Source organism: Vibrio variabilis, assembly GCF_003263785.1.
GTDB lineage: Bacteria > Pseudomonadota > Gammaproteobacteria > Enterobacterales > Vibrionaceae > Vibrio > Vibrio variabilis.
The window spans coordinates 203,416-218,542 of sequence record NZ_JYJK01000087.1; the positions used below are offsets into that span (position 1 = coordinate 203,416).

Below are 15,127 nucleotides of genomic sequence, written 5' to 3' on the forward strand. Positions count from 1 at the left end.
CATTGGGTTGGGGCTTACGTTAATCTCGAATAGATCACATATTCAATAGTAAGAAAACCTAGTAGTTAGCCTCACGCTCAGCTGCTTCTTTATCCCATTCAGGTACTACAGTTTCCAAGAAGTGCTTTTTCTCTGCGTTCATCTTATCCATATCCATTCCTAAAGCGGCTTGCGCTTTTTCTTTAGTGGAAATATCTGGGATCTCGACAGGGTCGGTGATGCCTTTTTTCGCAAGTAAGCGAATCAATTTTGCTCGGGCATCAGCGGCTTTATCAACGGATGTACCGAGAATTTCTAGTGCCATTTCCGGTGCATGCATGTGAACGCCGTGAGACGCGATTGCGTAATCCCAGCGCCACTGAGCATGACGAATATCCGTTAGGATTGGCTTCATTTCTTCCTCAGTTGCACCTGCATCCCACGCGGCACCCGCTTCAAAGTGAGCGGCTACGATTTGCTTCTCTGCGGTGAGTTTCATGTTCAGTACTTGTGCTTTGCGAGTCGATACGATGCCTTGTAGCTGATCTTTGCTTTGAGTATGGCAGTTTGCACAGGTGTCTTCGAAGCGGTCAAACGGGTTACCGACTTTATGATCGGTATAAACAGTGCCATCTTCTTTGGTCACTTTCGGCATATGACAGTCGACACAAACAACTCCGTTTTTGCCATGGATACCGTCACGCCAAGTTTCATAGCCCGGGTGCTGAGCTTTCAACATAGGCGCTTTAGAGACGGCGTGCTGCCAGTCTTTAAAGTTGAGTGCGTCGTAGTACTGTTCCATTTCTCCAACGGTGGTGCCCATATCCCAAGGGAATTTCACGGCTTTCGTTGGGCCAGTGAAGTAGTATTCAACGTGGCACTGAGCACAAACCGAAGCTTGTTTATCTAAACGCGATTGCTCATCAAACTTTTTACCAATAGCTTCAAAGGCACGTTCAACGTAAGGACGAGTCAGTGCGAGTTCAGGTTCGCCGTTCTTGAATTTTTCACTGCGGGTGTCATGGCAATCTGCACAGCCAATAGGGTTTGAAATTTCAGCGCCTAAGCGTGCCCATTTGCCTTCAAAATAGCCGTCCTCGCCACGCTCATCGATGACGCGAGCGACGTCAGGGCTTTTACAGCTCCAACATGCCATAGGCATTGGGCCAGACTTCGGATCAGTTGGACCGCCAGTTCTTAATGTTTGGCGCACGTCATCAAGGGCATAGAAGTGCCCGCGCGCTTTGTTGTAGTCTTTAGCGAAACCGTAACCTGCCCACAGGATCACCATGTTCGGGTCATGAGCGAGTGCGTCTTCGATTTCGACGCTCTCACTGGTTTGCTTCCAAGAGTGGTATTGGTCAGGGTGGTCTTGTTCGTAGGCCTGATTTCTCGGGTCCATTAACTCTTTTTCAGAGGCAGCAAAAGCGGACACACTTGCGGTGCCTAATATAGCTAATGCAGCAACGGAACTTATAATCCAGTGCTTGTTCACGATGGTATCTCCATATTCTAATTTTTGAAATGCGTTGTGGGGCAAATTCCCTAAACAAGATTTGGAGATGTCTAAATTGTTAGACGTATTCATATTAACTCATGGATAGTAATATTTGATTACAGCTCGACCTATTTACTGTTTTAGATCAATTTAGCTAGGTGATGAAGCTCACATCTATATCCATCTAACCCTAAAGGGTTAGTGATGGTTGTTTTTGATGTGAATTTCATTGCTATTAAAAACAATGGGTTATGTAAAAATTCACACATTAATAATAGTGATATTGCTCACTAATTGAACGTAAGTGGTTAGGGGAAATACGGGAAGTCGTACTATTATTTAATCGTGAAGCGTTGTGGCTTATCCTAAATAAGAATTGATTTCATTTCTGAGTAGGTTTCGGACTTTTATTTAATAGTTCGTCGATTGAAAGGAAAAGTCATTGGTTATTAATCCGATAAACGAATGTTCAGGTTCGCAATATTGGGTTTAAGGAAAGGATACAATGGGCAATGTTAAATTGACCATAGTGATAATGCTTCAGGCTCTCCTTGCATTTACTCTCTGTGGTTACTCACTCAATGCCTTTGCCGACGATGCAGCCCTCGTGCAAGAAGGGGACTCTACACGGCATAAGGTGGAGTTGATACGTGACAAGGATTACAAGTGTATCCAATGTCACAAAGACTCGAAACAAACTCTGGCAGGCTCTCATGGAGAGAATGTTGTCGAGATCAGAGGCGCGGCGCCAAGCTGTACAGACTGTCATAGCAATATCGGCCCAGACCATCGTGATGGTGCGTCGACGGTGATTAAATATCATGCTGCACAGTCTCAACTGGGTACAGATAAAACTTGGTTAGATCCAGAAGCCATTCTCAAAGCAAACAGTCGATGTACAGATTGTCATCAACCCCAATATCTGCAAAAAGATAGCTGGACGCATGACGTTCATGCAAAGAATCTAACCTGTACCAATTGTCATTCAGTTCATGCTGAGAAAGCCAAAGTGCTGTCTTACGACCACAAAACGAAAATTAAGATGTGTGTCGATTGCCACAAAGACTTCAACGAAAAACGTGAAGAGGAGGGCAAGTAATATGAGTTGTTCAAGACGAAATTTTCTTGCCGGCACGGGCGCTGTGATTTTCACCACTGGTGTAGCAACAACGTCAGTCGTCACTGCACGTAATTCAGTGGCAAGCGAAGAAACCGAGAAAGCGGTGCGCTATGGCATGCTCCATGACGAAAATGCATGTATTGGCTGTACGGCTTGTACCGATGCATGTCGTGAAGTAAACAACGTGCCTGAAGGGGTTTCCAGACTGGAGATCCACCGCTCAGAGCCGATAGGCGAATACCCCGATGTTGAATACCGATTCACTCGTGAGTCATGTCAGCATTGTGAGAGCCCTCCTTGTGTTTACGTGTGTCCAACGGGCGCTGCATACAAAGATGAGAAGACAGGTATCATCGACGTCCACAAAGAAAAGTGCGTGGGTTGTGGTTACTGTTTAGCCGCTTGTCCTTATCAAGTGCGCTTTTTCCATCCGGAGAATCACTCTGCCGACAAATGTAATTTCTGCCGCGATACCAACTTGGCTCAGGGCAAGCTGCCTGCATGTGTAGAGAGTTGTCCAACTAAGGCATTGGTGTTTGGTGATTTGAATGATCCCAATAGCGACATCAATAAAGATCTGAGCATTAAAGTGATTTATCGCGATAAGGAGCATCTAGCACGAAACCTAAGCTGTTCAAAGCCGCATTCCACAAGGGGGAGGTGTAGTATGAGTACGTGGGAAACAGCCTTTCATTTCGACTCCCTTGTTTGGGACTGGATCATAGCGATCTATCTGTTCTTGGCTGGCATGTCTGCAGGCTCGGCACTGATTGCCATTTACCTCAAGCGTAAGGTTATTGAAGGCGACCCAGCGCAAAATGGCATTATGAAGGCGATGGCTTGGCTAGCGCCATTTGGCATCATTGTTGGCTTGCTTATCTTAGTATTCCACCTGACCAAACCATTAGAATTCTGGAAAATCATGATTTACTACAATCCATCCTCGGTAATGTCGATGGGTGTCATCTTATTCCAAGTTTATATGGCGGTGTTGTTTGTCTGGATTGGTATGATTTTCAGGAAGCCAATCATGGATGTGCTAGGAAGCAAGTTCGATTTTGTTGAGACTATTTTGCTCAAGCTGGAGAAAATTGAAAACGGACTAGAGCTGTTTTTAGGTTTTCTGGCTATCGTATTGGCGGCGTATACAGGCTTCTTACTGTCTGCTCTTAAAACGTACCCGATGCTAAATAACCCAGTATTGCCAATCTTGTTCTTGTTCTCGAGCTTGTCTTCGGGCGCAGCAGCGAGTTTGCTGTTCGGTATTCTTGTGTTTAAAGAAGATTCACATAGTCCAAGCGTGAAGTGGGTGCACAGCTTTGAGCGTCCTGTTGTGTTGTTTGAACTGTTTGTGATTGTGACTTTCTTTACCGGTCTTATCTTCAGCGGTGGTCAAAATGAAGTTGCCGCATGGAATGCTATCGGCGGTGGTTTTTGGTCTAGCTGGTTCTGGTATGGCGTGATCGGTATCGGGATGCTGCTGCCACTGGGACTAAACTACTTTAGTCCAGGTGAGGTGAAGTTGAATCACGGCTTTATTTTTGTGGTGACTACCTTGAGTTTGATTGGGGTGTTAATGCTGCGTACGTTTGTGTTGTATGCAGGGCAGATGACCGTAGTTTAAGATGACAATAGTTTAGAACGTTTTTCAGACTAGTTCCCCCGTGTCTTGCGGGGGATCTTTGAAAGCCTGTTTCGTTAATGAAAGCGTGTTTTCAAAGGTTTGATTTATTGGGATGGAAGGCCGTCTCGTATGAGGTGTTATGCTCGGGTACATAGGGTTATTCACATTAATTGCAGTAGCAGTGACGAGTTCGCTTGCCGTTTTGCAGGGAGTCTTTCTTGCGATCAAAGGCCAGCAAAATGTTGCCAGTGCGAGTAATCTAAACCGATTTTTCAGCGCAATATCTTTTTGGTTCTCTTTCAGTGCTATCGCTGTGTTGGCTTATGCGTTTGCCGTTGACGACTTCTCTATTCGTTATGTCTCAGACAATTCCAATCACCAACTCCATTTAGGTTACAAACTCGCAGCCACGTGGGGCGGGCACCAAGGTTCGATGCTGTTTTGGGTGGTGACATTGTCACTTTGGGGCGTTGTCATTGCTTGGTCAAAGCAGCGTATCAGTGCGAAGAATCACGCAAGTTGGATCATGCAGTGCATCGTAGCAACCTTCGCTTGGTTTACTCTGGCGGCATCAAACCCGTTCGAGTTGAATGCAGTCATCCCACTTCAAGGTCGCGACTTAAACCCGATGCTTCAAGACATTGGCCTTATCATACATCCGCCTTTGCTTTACATCGGTTATGTGGGGTTTGCGTCGGTGCTCGCGATGGCGCTGGGTGCGCTACTCACAAAACACGTCGACCTTGATTGGATTCCAAGTGCACGTTTCTATACCTTAATCGCATGGCTGTTTTTGACAGCAGGTATTGCTGTAGGCTCTTGGTGGGCCTACAACGAGTTAGGCTGGGGAGGCTGGTGGTTTTGGGACCCGGTTGAAAATGCATCGCTGCTTCCATGGCTTACCGCGACTGCGTTACTGCACACCATGATGGTTGCTCGTAGCAAACAGCTTGTTTTTTGGACCTACTCTCTCGCGTTTATCACTTTCTGTTTGAGTATTCTTGGCACCTTCATTGTACGCTCTGGGGTGCTGACATCGGTGCATGCTTTTGCTGTAGACCCTACCAAAGGCTTTAGCTTGCTGGCAATTTTAACCTTGGTGTTTGTATTCGCGTTTGTCGCTTTAATTGTTAGAGCCGACTCCATCAAGTCGCTTAGTATTACAAGCTGGGTGACTAAACCATTTCTAGTTCTGATGTCAGCCAATTTGTTTGTATTGGCTACCGCCGTCGTTGTGTTTGGTACCTTCTATCCGATGGTTTACGAACTCGCAGGGCTTGGGAATATCTCCGTTGGTGCTCCTTACTTTAACTTGATGTTTGGTCCCATCGCGATAGTGAGCTTATTTGTCATGGGAGCGGTACCGTTTCTTAGCTGGTCGCGTAACAGTCAGAAGCTGAGTATTGGGCAGCCCTCTATATTGTTGGTTGTTTCACTGATAGTGGCCTTTGCTGTCGTGATCTATTGCACCACGCACCATGAGTCAGTCGGCGCGCAGTGGTCGACCTGGGCGCTCTTTACGGTTTGGGCAAGCCTTTGGGTGTTAATGTCACATATTGCTGCAGTTTTCGCCAAGACTAAGCAGACATCGCTCTCTGCATGTATTGCGCACATTGGTATTGCTATCGCGGCGTTTGGCTGTGTGATGAATGCTGAATATTCTTACGAAATCACCAAGAGACTTGGTCCTGGCAGCCAAGTTGATTTTGGTGATTATCAAATTACCTACGTTGATACCCATCTATACGTAGGTCGAAACTTTACCGCCGAGCAAGCCGTTATTGATATCACCGACAAAACCAACGACCAATATACTAGAGTTGCTACGCCCGAAAAACGTCACTATTCGGTGCGAGTTATGACCATGACAGAGCCTTCCATGACACCACTTTGGCACGGTGATATTTATATCTCTTTGGGTGATAAAGTGGATACAACAGATTACGCCGTGCGCATTCAATTCAAAGCGTTTGTGCGTTGGATTTGGTTTGGTGCACTATTGGTTTGCATCTCTGCATGTACCGTATTGCTGAGTTCGTCCAAGAATGTGGTAGCTTCAAAAAATACGTCATTGATGTCGTCATTGAGGGAGATTGCGAATGATTGATAAATTGCGTTTGGCTTTCTCAGCAATCACCTCACTAATCACGCTGCTGTTTGCACTCTTGCTATGCTCAAGTCATGCATTCGCGACACAAGCGCACTCCGTTGACCTGTTTGAGTTTGATACGCCCAATCAGCAGAAGCAAGCTATCACTCTCGCCAAAACGCTTCGTTGTCCCATGTGCCAAAACCAAAACCTGATCGAGTCTAACTCTCCAGTCGCAAAGGATATCCGATTACGAGTGTTTGAGTTGGTCAAATCAGGGAAAAGCAATCAGCAAGTAAAAGACTACATGGTCGAACGCTATGGAGAGCACGTCCTTTATCAGCCCTCATTGACTGGTAAAAACATGATCCTATGGGGAATGCCCATCGTCTTCGCCTTATTACTCGGCGGTATGATGGTTGTGACTATTCGTCGAAATTCCCTTAAATAGCTTGCTCGATATAAATAGACTATTGATATTAAAGCCTAAATTGTTTATCTCTATAACAAGTTCAAGGATGAAGGAGATAAGCTGCTATGCCGTATTCGGTATCTACTGATAAACAACACCTCGATATCACACTCATACACCGCTATCTCTCAAACAGCTATTGGGCGAAAGGCGTTCCTTTATCTGTGGTTGAAAAATCGATTGAGCACTCTTTGTGTTTTGGCGCCTATGACAGTGACGGTAACCAAGTAGGTTTTGCACGTATTATTACTGACCGTGCGACGTTTGCGTATCTAAGTGATGTCTTTGTCGTTGATGACAAGCAAGGGCAAGGTATTGCCAAACTGATATTAAGTACGATTGAAGAGCACCCTGATTTACAAGGCTTGAGACGTACCATGCTCGGCACTGTCGACGCGCATTCGCTCTATCAGAAATTTGGGTTTAAATCGATTCAACAGCCGGAGTTCTTGATGCAGAAAAAGGGAATTGAAGCCTATGTCTAACTTTAAAGGCTTCAGTAGCGAAGAAAGAGGCTATTCACTTTTGACAGATGCGCCTCAGCATAAGTCCACAGTCATCGATTGGTATTTTGATGCTTGGGGCAAGCGCGATCCTAACAACACTCTAGAAAGCTACTCCGAAAAGCTCGAGAGCTTTCTGCAAGATGGCTCTATCCCGGCACACGTTGTTATTTGCGATGGCGAACGGCTAGTGGCCACTGCGCATATTCGAAAGCATGAAATCCCGAGTTACGAGGATTATGAGATGTGGCTCGGCGGTGTTTATGTTGACTCTGAATATAGAGGTCAAGGCGTCGCAAGAACTGTTGTTAATAGTGTGATTGAAGAAGCAAAATCCCGCGGCATTATAGCGCTTTATTTGCAAACGGAAGATCTATCTGGCGGGTTATACGCGAAGCTCGGATGGAAAAAGCTTCATCAAACTAATAATAAAGGCTGTGAGGTGATAGTCATGGTCAAGGAGTTATAGCATGACACCGATTCAACGAGAGTTTTTCCAACAGTTTCTCGATACTCTGCCGAACCCTGAAAGCGTCGATATCGACAACGTCATTGCTGAGCACTACTGCGCCGATGAATACAACGCCAACGAGTGCGCCAGACTGATCAACGAAGGGATCAAAACCGCATCATGTGGACTAAAAGCAGGTTGGGATGCCGAAGACGAGCCATTACCTCAAGTAGGCAGCTATTCGCTTGTCTTAGATTGGCAACAAAACCCGATATGTGTGATTCAATTAACGTCTGTTGAAGTGTGTCCGTTCAATCAAGTGAGCGAAGAATTCGCACATGCAGAGGGAGAAGGCGATCGCACCTACGCTTGGTGGAAAGAGGCACATATTAAGTTTTTCGAATGGTACGCTAACGAAATTGGTGTTGTGTTTTCGCCCGAAAGTGAATTAGTGCTAGAGCGTTTTAAAAAGGTGTATCCAAGCTAAATGAAAAGTATCACTATCCAAACTGAATGTCTTTCTATGGCGCAGATCACTCAAGCCGATCTTGACTTGTTTAAACGCTTACAGACCGAGCCCAAGGTTATTGAGCTTTGTTTCGATAAACCTAGCGATGAAGAAATTCAAGCGAGATTTGAAGAGCGTCTACCGACATGGGTCAAAGGCTCAGAACAGTGGCTCTGTTTGGTTATCTCACTAAAGCAAACTAGTGAAGCCGTTGGAGTGACTGGCTTTAAAGTCATTGATGGCTGTGCAGAAGTGGGGTATTTGCTTCTGCCTGAATTTCATGGGCGTGGGATTGGTACTGAATCGCTAGAAGCTTTAATCAAATGGGCGGAGCGCGATCTCGATCTCAACACGTTTTCCGCGATTGTGACAAAAGGAAACAGAGGTTCAGAGCGTGTGTTAGAGAAATGCGGCTTTGTGCTGACTAAGGTTGATAAAGACGCCTATCAAATTGGTGATCAAACCTATGATGACCACATCTTTCACCGCGGCTAATGTCACAAGGATTGCTCTTTGATTCGTAATGTCACCGCAGCGGATGCGGATGCTATCGCAACGATTTACAACCACTACATAGTCCATTCAACGTGCACGTTTGAAGAAGAAATTGTGTCAGCGCAGCAAATGGCGGAGCGTATTGAGATGCTGATTGACTCGCAGATGCCTTGGCTTGTGTATGAGCACCAAGGACAAGTGATAGGTTACTGTTATGCCAAGCAATGGAACGCGAGAAGCGCCTATAGGTTTACGGCTGAATCTTCTGTTTATCTCTCCCCTGAGTGCCCGATAAAAGGGGTGGGTAGTAGGCTCTATGAGCAATTATTTAGCCGATTACGTGACGATGGTATCAAGAACGTCATGAGCGTCATCACACTACCTAACGATCAAAGTACCAGATTCCACCATAAAATGGGTATGGAGCAAGTCGGGCACTTTAAACAAATTGGCTTCAAGTTTGACCGCTGGCTAGATGTTGGATACTGGCAAAAAACGCTCTAAGCCACAGTAGCAACTGTGGTTGATCCTAGATAGATTCTAGTTCTGGTAGTAACCGAGTCTCTCAAGTTGTCACCGTAAGCGATAAATCTGACCGACACCTCCATAGTTTCTTCACTTAATATCTTTCCTTCATGCAGTGTCTCTGCAGTTCAGACGTCCTATATCCATTTCCTATCAATAGGTGAGGCTTTAATCCTCTGCTGCAGAGTGTGCGTGTTTTCTTTAGTGAGGTGTAATGCATTCTCACTTTAAGAGGATTCGATATGCCACATGAAATAACCATTGGCGAAATTTACATTCCACCCTTTCTATTGGTGATTTCGCTCTCCTATATAGCTACCCATTTTGTCACTGCGATGTTCGCTAAGTTTAACGTCTATAGGCACATAGCTTACCCTGCCATCGCAGATATCAGTTTATTTATTTTAATGAGTCTGATCATTGGTCTGCTCATTCCTTTTGTATGAGGTGACTTATGTTTCACAAAACCATGACTACCGCGATTCTTGCTATAGCAGCAGGAGCTGGTGCTTACGCGTACTACACACATAGCGTTCAAAACCCATGGACACGAGATGGACAGGTGCGAGCACACATTGTTCAGGTTACTCCGCGCGTGACTGGGCAGGTTGTCGCATTCCACGTGACCGATAACCAACAGGTCAAAGCGGGCGATGTCTTGTTTAAAGTTGATGACAGCCAATACAAGGCGGGGTTAGCGAGTGCTAAAGCGGCAGAGCAACAGGCAAAAGCACTGCTTAGAAAAGCACAAAATGAGCAGCATCGAGCAGAGGCGCTAGAACATAAAGTACAAGGCTCGGTGTCGACATTGGCATTGAACAACTATGAGAGTGCAGTAGAGACTGCAGAGGCAAATGTGGCCGCCGCGAAAGCAAACACCCAAGAGGCAGAGCTGTTACTTGAATACACCGAAGTCAAAGCCCCAGTCGATGGATACATTACTAACCTGAATTATCGAGTAGGCTCTCAGGTAGTTGCTAACGCGCCTGTTGTCGCATTGATTGATGAGAATAGCTTTTGGATCGAGGGTTTCTTCAAAGAAACAGACTTAAGCGATGTTAAGTTAGACCAAAATGCACGAGTGACTTTGCTGTCTGATAGCAAACAGGCCTTAGAAGGCAAAATAGAAAGCATCGGCTACGGCATTTCAAAAGCGGATGGAAGCACGGGGAATGCGCTACTTCCAAACGTGAACCCGAACTTTCAATGGATTAGGTTAGCGCAGCGTTTACCTGTGAAAGTAAAGCTCGACCGCATCCCAGACGACCTTCAGCTGCGTGTTGGAACCACAGCTTCTGTTCAGATCTTGTCTGATTGAGGTGAGCTATGTTAAATCCGTCTATGAAAGCGGCCATTAAGTACGGGCTCGCGTTAGTTCTCGCGATGTTTTGTTCTATGTCGCTAGGGTGGTCAAAAACATCGTGGTCGATGCTTACGGTGACTGTACTTGCAACCTTAGAGATATATGGCTATTGGGCACAAAAAAGCCGCAATCGCCTCTATGGCACGGTGATAGGTACTGCTATTGCGTTTCTGATAATTGGGCTGTTTGCACAAGATCGAGTGATGTTTATCGCGTCACTCACCGCTTTCTTGTGGGTCTGTGTGTATTATCAGTCCCACCGTTCATTGGGCTATATGTTCAATATTGCGATTACTGTCTGCTTAATCATTTCTAGCTCCGTTTCGGCGGACAGTGCCTCGGTTATCAATACTGCGATATTGAGAATGCAGGATACGGTACTCGGTGTAGTGGTCTTCTCATTGGTGTATCGATTGGTTTGGCCAACGTCAACGGATGAAGCTTACATCAAACGAGCCCAAACTGGGTTGGCTGACCTCCAAACGCTTTCAACCTTGCTTAAGGCCGATAAACCCGACTTTGAAGAAATCAGCAAGCTAGCTGCAAGCGTGAAGAAGACCTCTAATGGATTAAAGGAATTGCTTTCTCTTCCGGTAGAAGATAGTGACTTTTTATCCCGTCATAGAGAGAGGCTGGTGGAGCTAAGTACGGCTGTCGACAACGCAAGCAAGATCGTTGAGCAAGCGAGTTCTGGAGATATGGCGAACGTATCTGAACTCGATCTGCAAGTTCTTGATGAATTGACTGAAAAAGTTCGAGGCTTTCTTGCAAGTAAAGGCGATGTTCCATTGCATCACATCAACAAAAAAAGTTTGTCTATGCTGTCGCAAATGTCTCTACCCAAAGAGAAAAGGATATTTTTTGCCAACATTGCAGCTTGTGTGACTGTCACGGCTTTTGCTTTGTGGATTTACATGCCAGTACCTAATGGCGTGCTGTTTCCAACATTGGCAGGTGTTTTGGCTGCGAACATATTGACGATTCCGGGCAAGGCGGTGAAATACATCATGTTGTTTTACACGATTATTGCATCGTTTTTGTTGTTGCAATACACCTTTATCATGCCTTCGCTTACTGAAGCATGGCAGATTCTGACGCTCTATTTTTGTAATGCTGTGTTGCTTTGGCGCTTGTGTGACATCCTTAAAATGAGCCACTCAAGGCGCTTGCGGGGAACATCCTTGTGAACATACCTGCTAGTGCGGTTGAGTTAGTCCCTTCATTCAACATACAGGGGCCGCTCAATATGATAGTGATGTTGTTTATGTCATTGTTACTCATTGAGTTTTACTCGAAAGTGTTCTCTATTAAAGCTTAGGTGAGGAGTCAATCCTCTACTGCAGAGTTATTGATTTTCGATTGCCATTTTACACTTCATATCGTTCCTTAACGTGATTTGGAGTTACCATGAAATTAAAAGCAATAACTATCGCACTTCTCGCTGGCACTTTGGCTTCGGGCATCGCTGACGCATGTACATCAGTAGCTTGGAATACTGAGCTTGGCACCTTTACCTCAAGAACGATGGATTGGATGGAATCGACCAAACCTGTTTTGGGTAATATCAACAAAGGCGACATCCGCGCTATCCAAGGCAACGGCTTGGGTGACAAATATACCGTTAAATATGACATGGTTGCCGTGCTTGCTTACGGCGAACTTGTCGCGGATGGCGTCAATAGCGAAGGTCTGCAGGTAAACGCGCTTTTCTACCCTGACATGACAATGAAGAAAGCGACAAAAGGCTCTGAGGTGACTCAGTTTACGGTGGCAGAGTATCTATTGGCAAGCTATGCGTCAGTTGATGAAGTCGTGAAAGCTCTACCAAATATTGAGTTCGCATCCATTGATATGGAAGGTATGCCGGTTGAAATGAAACTGCACTGGTCAGTTACCGATAAGAGTGGTGACCGACTTGTCATCGAAATGGATGAAGACGGTATCAATACCTACCGAGGTGAAGACGCTATGGTTATGACCAATGATCCGTCGATGAAGATTCAACTTGAGCAACTTAAAGAAGTGGAACCGCGCTTTAAAGACGCAACGCGTGATACTGACTATGGTTCTATCGGCAACGGTAATTCTCACAGTCGTTTCCTACACGCAAACTACTTTATGAGTCACCTAGAGCAACCTACAAGCGTCACCAATGGCATGATGAAGTTGTCAACGGTTCCGTTCCGAGTCCCAGTTGATGCGCCATACAAAGACTTTGGTCACGGTATGTCAGGGTACGCAACGGAATACACCATCACGCAGAGTCTTGAAACAGGGGACACGGTATTCGAGTACAACTTCGATGAAAACTGGAATACGGTTCAATTCAACGTTTACGACATGATGGGTAAGGATTTCAGAATGCCGCTTGATAAGTCGTATATGGCGAAGTTTTAAACCTTATTTAGGCACTCTAGGGAGTGCCTTTTTTATGACGCGTTCCATCAGTAATCCTTGATACCTTGCATATGTTATCGGTGTTAATCTTTTAAGGTTGAATAAAGTTATGAGAAAGTCTCCAATTCCTTTGCTACTTACCTCTTCTGAATCAATGCACTTTTTCACTCCCTATTTTGAAGCCAAGGGGATTGAGTGGCAGGCCACTGCCAAGGAATTCGATTTACCGATTGATTACTCTAGTTCGGAAGATTGGATTCCAGCGAAGAGTTTTTCTTTATTTCTTAACGCGATGTCAAAGTACTGCGATGACGATCTCCCTATTTGGGTAGGACAGAGAGCAGCGCAACGTTTTATACAAGGTCATTGGGACGTCGTGGAAAAGGGAGCGAAGTTTCGAGAAGTGATTGAGTCTATGATGCGACATGCTCATTCATTTACTCGCCAAAGCACCTACTGGTTGGTAGAGATAGACGGGCAATGGTGTTGGTGTAATCGCAGTGAAATGAAACCTTCTTTCCCCGGTAGCGTTGCTTATGAATGGTTCAGAGTCGCTATGCTCACTTATATATGTCGCCACTGGTTGGGTGATGATTGGGTTCCGTCATTACTGAACGTAATGACAGATCAGCACCAAGGAAAAAAGTATGCAGACATTTTGTTCCCCGATATGAATGTTCATTATGGACAGGCCTTCATGAAATTGGAGTTAAGTGGTGTTGAGGGTTTACAACCTGTAGTAAACAAGCCCCTTACTTCTCGGGATATTAAAGAAATTGAGATGCTATCGGATAGTTACTGTCATCTACCACATTTCACATTGGACTGGCTTGCCTCTTTATTCGGAGTGACAACTAAAACCCTTTATCGGTACTTTAAAGATCACAATACGACCTTTAATACCATTAAAAAACGAGCACTACTTAAAAAAGCGCAACACCTCCTTCATGCTACCGAAGATACCGTGAGTGATATTAGTTATAGAATGGGGTACAGAGACGTGTCTAATTTTAATAGAGCTATTAAATCGATGACTGGATTTACTCCGGCACAAATTAGAACGCAAATAAACTTGTAAATCGATTATTTTATCACTTTCTAGAAAATATAGAGATATTAAAGGCTATTAGCTTGTATTCTACTTAGATAGAAAGCTAATAGCCTTTTTTGTCTGCAATGTCCTCAAGTGACCTGTTAAATGTCCTTAAGTGACCTGTAATTAATAGATGATAATAGCTAATATATACTTACTGACACAGAGGGATATTCAGTTTTTATTTTATAAATAGCCACTGAATTAGAAATGGATTTTGTTATATAACATCATAGAAAAGAGACGCAATGATGAAATTTAATACAAAGTCTATGACCTCATTACTAGCCATAGCCTTCACTGCACCTTCTATAGCAGAAGAAAAAACGCCGGACCCCGCTGATTTAACAGCCACGAACCGATCCGCATACGTAGCACTTAACAATAAAGGTGGATTCAAAGGGTCGATCTCTGGAGATATGAGTTTCGAAAACGGTCAAACCGGTATGTTTACACTTGAAGCTGCAATGGATCGCGATGGGAAGTACTCCGACAGTCGATTTCAATATTTCCATGTTATTCCAAATGATAGCAAGATCCTCCCAAGGTATGCGGCATCTCTTGATGTTATTGATAATACGCTATTTACTTCAGTCTCACCGGGTGTGACTTTAGCAATTGACTCAGGTGTTAAAGGACTCAACATATTTCCTAGAGCAGGGGCATTAGCAGGCAAGCTATCAGACGATCTTAAATCGGTTTCAAACTCCAACGATGACTTTGCCTATGGCGGTTCTGCAGCGCTATATATTTTCTATACCGCCGGAAAAGACGGCACGTATTTTGGTTTTTTCCCTGAGTATAACTATCTATCAGGCGATGTTGATGTTTCCGTTTTGAATACTAACTTTGTTATGTCAACGCCATTTAGTCAAGATAGAACTCGTTGGGGACAAATTAAGGTTACCAATACAAATACAAAGATAAGCAACTCCAGTATTGATGAGTCAATGAACGACACCGTTGTTTGGGCTAACTACAAATTCTACTTCTAAAATAAATATGATGAA

General features: G+C 44.7%; 16 protein-coding genes and 1 pseudogene. 16 read left to right on the plus strand and 1 reads right to left on the minus strand.

Annotation, left to right across the window (positions count from 1 at the left end; translation table 11 throughout):
- Window positions 1–58: 58 nt before the first annotated feature.
- A complete protein-coding gene (gene nrfA / locus TZ48_RS16045) occupies window positions 59–1,474 on the minus strand; it encodes an ammonia-forming nitrite reductase cytochrome c552 subunit (RefSeq protein ID WP_112479892.1) in 1,416 nt (471 codons plus the stop codon).
- A 508-nt stretch (window positions 1,475–1,982) separates the two neighbouring features.
- Between nrfA and nrfB the strand changes: the two genes are divergently transcribed.
- The 16 genes and pseudogenes from nrfB (at window position 1,983) to TZ48_RS16125 (ending at window position 15,112) form a co-directional block, all read left to right on the plus strand.
- On the plus strand, window positions 1,983–2,576 hold the full coding sequence (gene nrfB / locus TZ48_RS16050) for a cytochrome c nitrite reductase pentaheme subunit (protein ID WP_112479893.1): 594 nt from the start codon (window positions 1,983–1,985) through the stop codon (window positions 2,574–2,576).
- 1 nt (window position 2,577) lies between these two features.
- Window positions 2,578–3,263: pseudogene (gene nrfC, locus TZ48_RS16055) on the plus strand (cytochrome c nitrite reductase Fe-S protein).
- Between the two features lies 1 nt (window position 3,264).
- Window positions 3,265–4,221, plus strand: a complete 957-nt coding sequence (gene nrfD / locus TZ48_RS16060; RefSeq protein WP_112479894.1) for a cytochrome c nitrite reductase subunit NrfD — start codon at window positions 3,265–3,267, stop codon at window positions 4,219–4,221.
- Window positions 4,222–4,360: 139 nt separating this feature from the next.
- Window positions 4,361–6,328 carry a heme lyase CcmF/NrfE family subunit gene (locus TZ48_RS16065; RefSeq protein ID WP_112479895.1) on the plus strand — a complete coding sequence of 656 codons (1,968 nt, stop codon included), beginning with the start codon at window positions 4,361–4,363 and terminating at the stop codon, window positions 6,326–6,328.
- Complete coding sequence (locus tag TZ48_RS16070) at window positions 6,321–6,761, plus strand: cytochrome c-type biogenesis protein (protein ID WP_112479896.1); 441 nt, start codon at window positions 6,321–6,323, stop codon at window positions 6,759–6,761. The genes TZ48_RS16065 and TZ48_RS16070 overlap by 8 nt, the downstream gene beginning before the upstream one ends.
- An 86-nt stretch (window positions 6,762–6,847) precedes the next feature.
- Window positions 6,848–7,267: a GNAT family N-acetyltransferase gene (locus TZ48_RS16075; protein WP_112479897.1), complete on the plus strand. Its 420-nt coding sequence runs from the start codon at window positions 6,848–6,850 to the stop codon at window positions 7,265–7,267.
- Window positions 7,260–7,754, plus strand: a complete 495-nt coding sequence (locus TZ48_RS16080; protein ID WP_112479898.1) for a GNAT family N-acetyltransferase — start codon at window positions 7,260–7,262, stop codon at window positions 7,752–7,754. The genes TZ48_RS16075 and TZ48_RS16080 overlap by 8 nt, the downstream gene beginning before the upstream one ends.
- 1 nt (window position 7,755) lies before the next feature.
- The gene (locus TZ48_RS16085) at window positions 7,756–8,223 is read left to right on the plus strand and encodes an ASCH domain-containing protein (protein ID WP_112479899.1); all 468 of its coding nucleotides are present in this window, start codon (window positions 7,756–7,758) and stop codon (window positions 8,221–8,223) included.
- Complete coding sequence (locus tag TZ48_RS16090; protein WP_112479900.1) at window positions 8,224–8,739, plus strand: GNAT family N-acetyltransferase; 516 nt, start codon at window positions 8,224–8,226, stop codon at window positions 8,737–8,739.
- 18 nt (window positions 8,740–8,757) lie between these two features.
- Window positions 8,758–9,243: a GNAT family N-acetyltransferase gene (locus TZ48_RS16095; protein WP_112479901.1), complete on the plus strand. Its 486-nt coding sequence runs from the start codon at window positions 8,758–8,760 to the stop codon at window positions 9,241–9,243.
- 263 nt (window positions 9,244–9,506) lie between these two features.
- Window positions 9,507–9,710: a DUF1656 domain-containing protein gene (locus TZ48_RS26380; protein ID WP_112479902.1), complete on the plus strand. Its 204-nt coding sequence runs from the start codon at window positions 9,507–9,509 to the stop codon at window positions 9,708–9,710.
- Window positions 9,711–9,718: 8 nt separating this feature from the next.
- On the plus strand, window positions 9,719–10,582 hold the full coding sequence (locus TZ48_RS16105; protein WP_112479903.1) for an HlyD family secretion protein: 864 nt from the start codon (window positions 9,719–9,721) through the stop codon (window positions 10,580–10,582).
- Between the two features lie 8 nt (window positions 10,583–10,590).
- Window positions 10,591–11,814 (plus strand): FUSC family protein, encoded by a 1,224-nt coding sequence (locus TZ48_RS16110; RefSeq protein ID WP_112479904.1) that lies wholly within the window; start codon window positions 10,591–10,593, stop codon window positions 11,812–11,814.
- Between the two features lie 220 nt (window positions 11,815–12,034).
- A complete protein-coding gene (locus TZ48_RS16115; RefSeq protein WP_112479905.1) occupies window positions 12,035–13,024 on the plus strand; it encodes a linear amide C-N hydrolase in 990 nt (329 codons plus the stop codon).
- Window positions 13,025–13,133: 109 nt separating this feature from the next.
- Window positions 13,134–14,102, plus strand: coding sequence for a helix-turn-helix domain-containing protein (locus TZ48_RS16120; RefSeq protein WP_112479906.1), 969 nt, complete (start codon window positions 13,134–13,136; stop codon window positions 14,100–14,102).
- 263 nt (window positions 14,103–14,365) lie between these two features.
- Entirely contained in the window at window positions 14,366–15,112 is a 747-nt protein-coding gene (locus TZ48_RS16125; RefSeq protein ID WP_239670923.1) for a hypothetical protein, read from the plus strand.
- Window positions 15,113–15,127: the final 15 nt, after the last annotated feature.

Coding starts and splice junctions, on each gene's coding strand:
- nrfB (WP_112479893.1), top strand. CDS start 1,983: ATGGGCAATGTTAAATTGACCATAGTGATAATGCTTCAGGCTCTCCTT.
- nrfD (WP_112479894.1), top strand. CDS start 3,265: ATGAGTACGTGGGAAACAGCCTTTCATTTCGACTCCCTTGTTTGGGAC.
- TZ48_RS16065 (WP_112479895.1), top strand. CDS start 4,361: ATGCTCGGGTACATAGGGTTATTCACATTAATTGCAGTAGCAGTGACG.
- TZ48_RS16070 (WP_112479896.1), top strand. CDS start 6,321: ATGATTGATAAATTGCGTTTGGCTTTCTCAGCAATCACCTCACTAATC.
- TZ48_RS16075 (WP_112479897.1), top strand. CDS start 6,848: ATGCCGTATTCGGTATCTACTGATAAACAACACCTCGATATCACACTC.
- TZ48_RS16080 (WP_112479898.1), top strand. CDS start 7,260: ATGTCTAACTTTAAAGGCTTCAGTAGCGAAGAAAGAGGCTATTCACTT.
- TZ48_RS16085 (WP_112479899.1), top strand. CDS start 7,756: ATGACACCGATTCAACGAGAGTTTTTCCAACAGTTTCTCGATACTCTG.
- TZ48_RS16090 (WP_112479900.1), top strand. CDS start 8,224: ATGAAAAGTATCACTATCCAAACTGAATGTCTTTCTATGGCGCAGATC.
- TZ48_RS26380 (WP_112479902.1), top strand. CDS start 9,507: ATGCCACATGAAATAACCATTGGCGAAATTTACATTCCACCCTTTCTA.
- TZ48_RS16105 (WP_112479903.1), top strand. CDS start 9,719: ATGTTTCACAAAACCATGACTACCGCGATTCTTGCTATAGCAGCAGGA.
- TZ48_RS16110 (WP_112479904.1), top strand. CDS start 10,591: ATGTTAAATCCGTCTATGAAAGCGGCCATTAAGTACGGGCTCGCGTTA.
- TZ48_RS16115 (WP_112479905.1), top strand. CDS start 12,035: ATGAAATTAAAAGCAATAACTATCGCACTTCTCGCTGGCACTTTGGCT.
- TZ48_RS16120 (WP_112479906.1), top strand. CDS start 13,134: ATGAGAAAGTCTCCAATTCCTTTGCTACTTACCTCTTCTGAATCAATG.
- TZ48_RS16125 (WP_239670923.1), top strand. CDS start 14,366: ATGATGAAATTTAATACAAAGTCTATGACCTCATTACTAGCCATAGCC.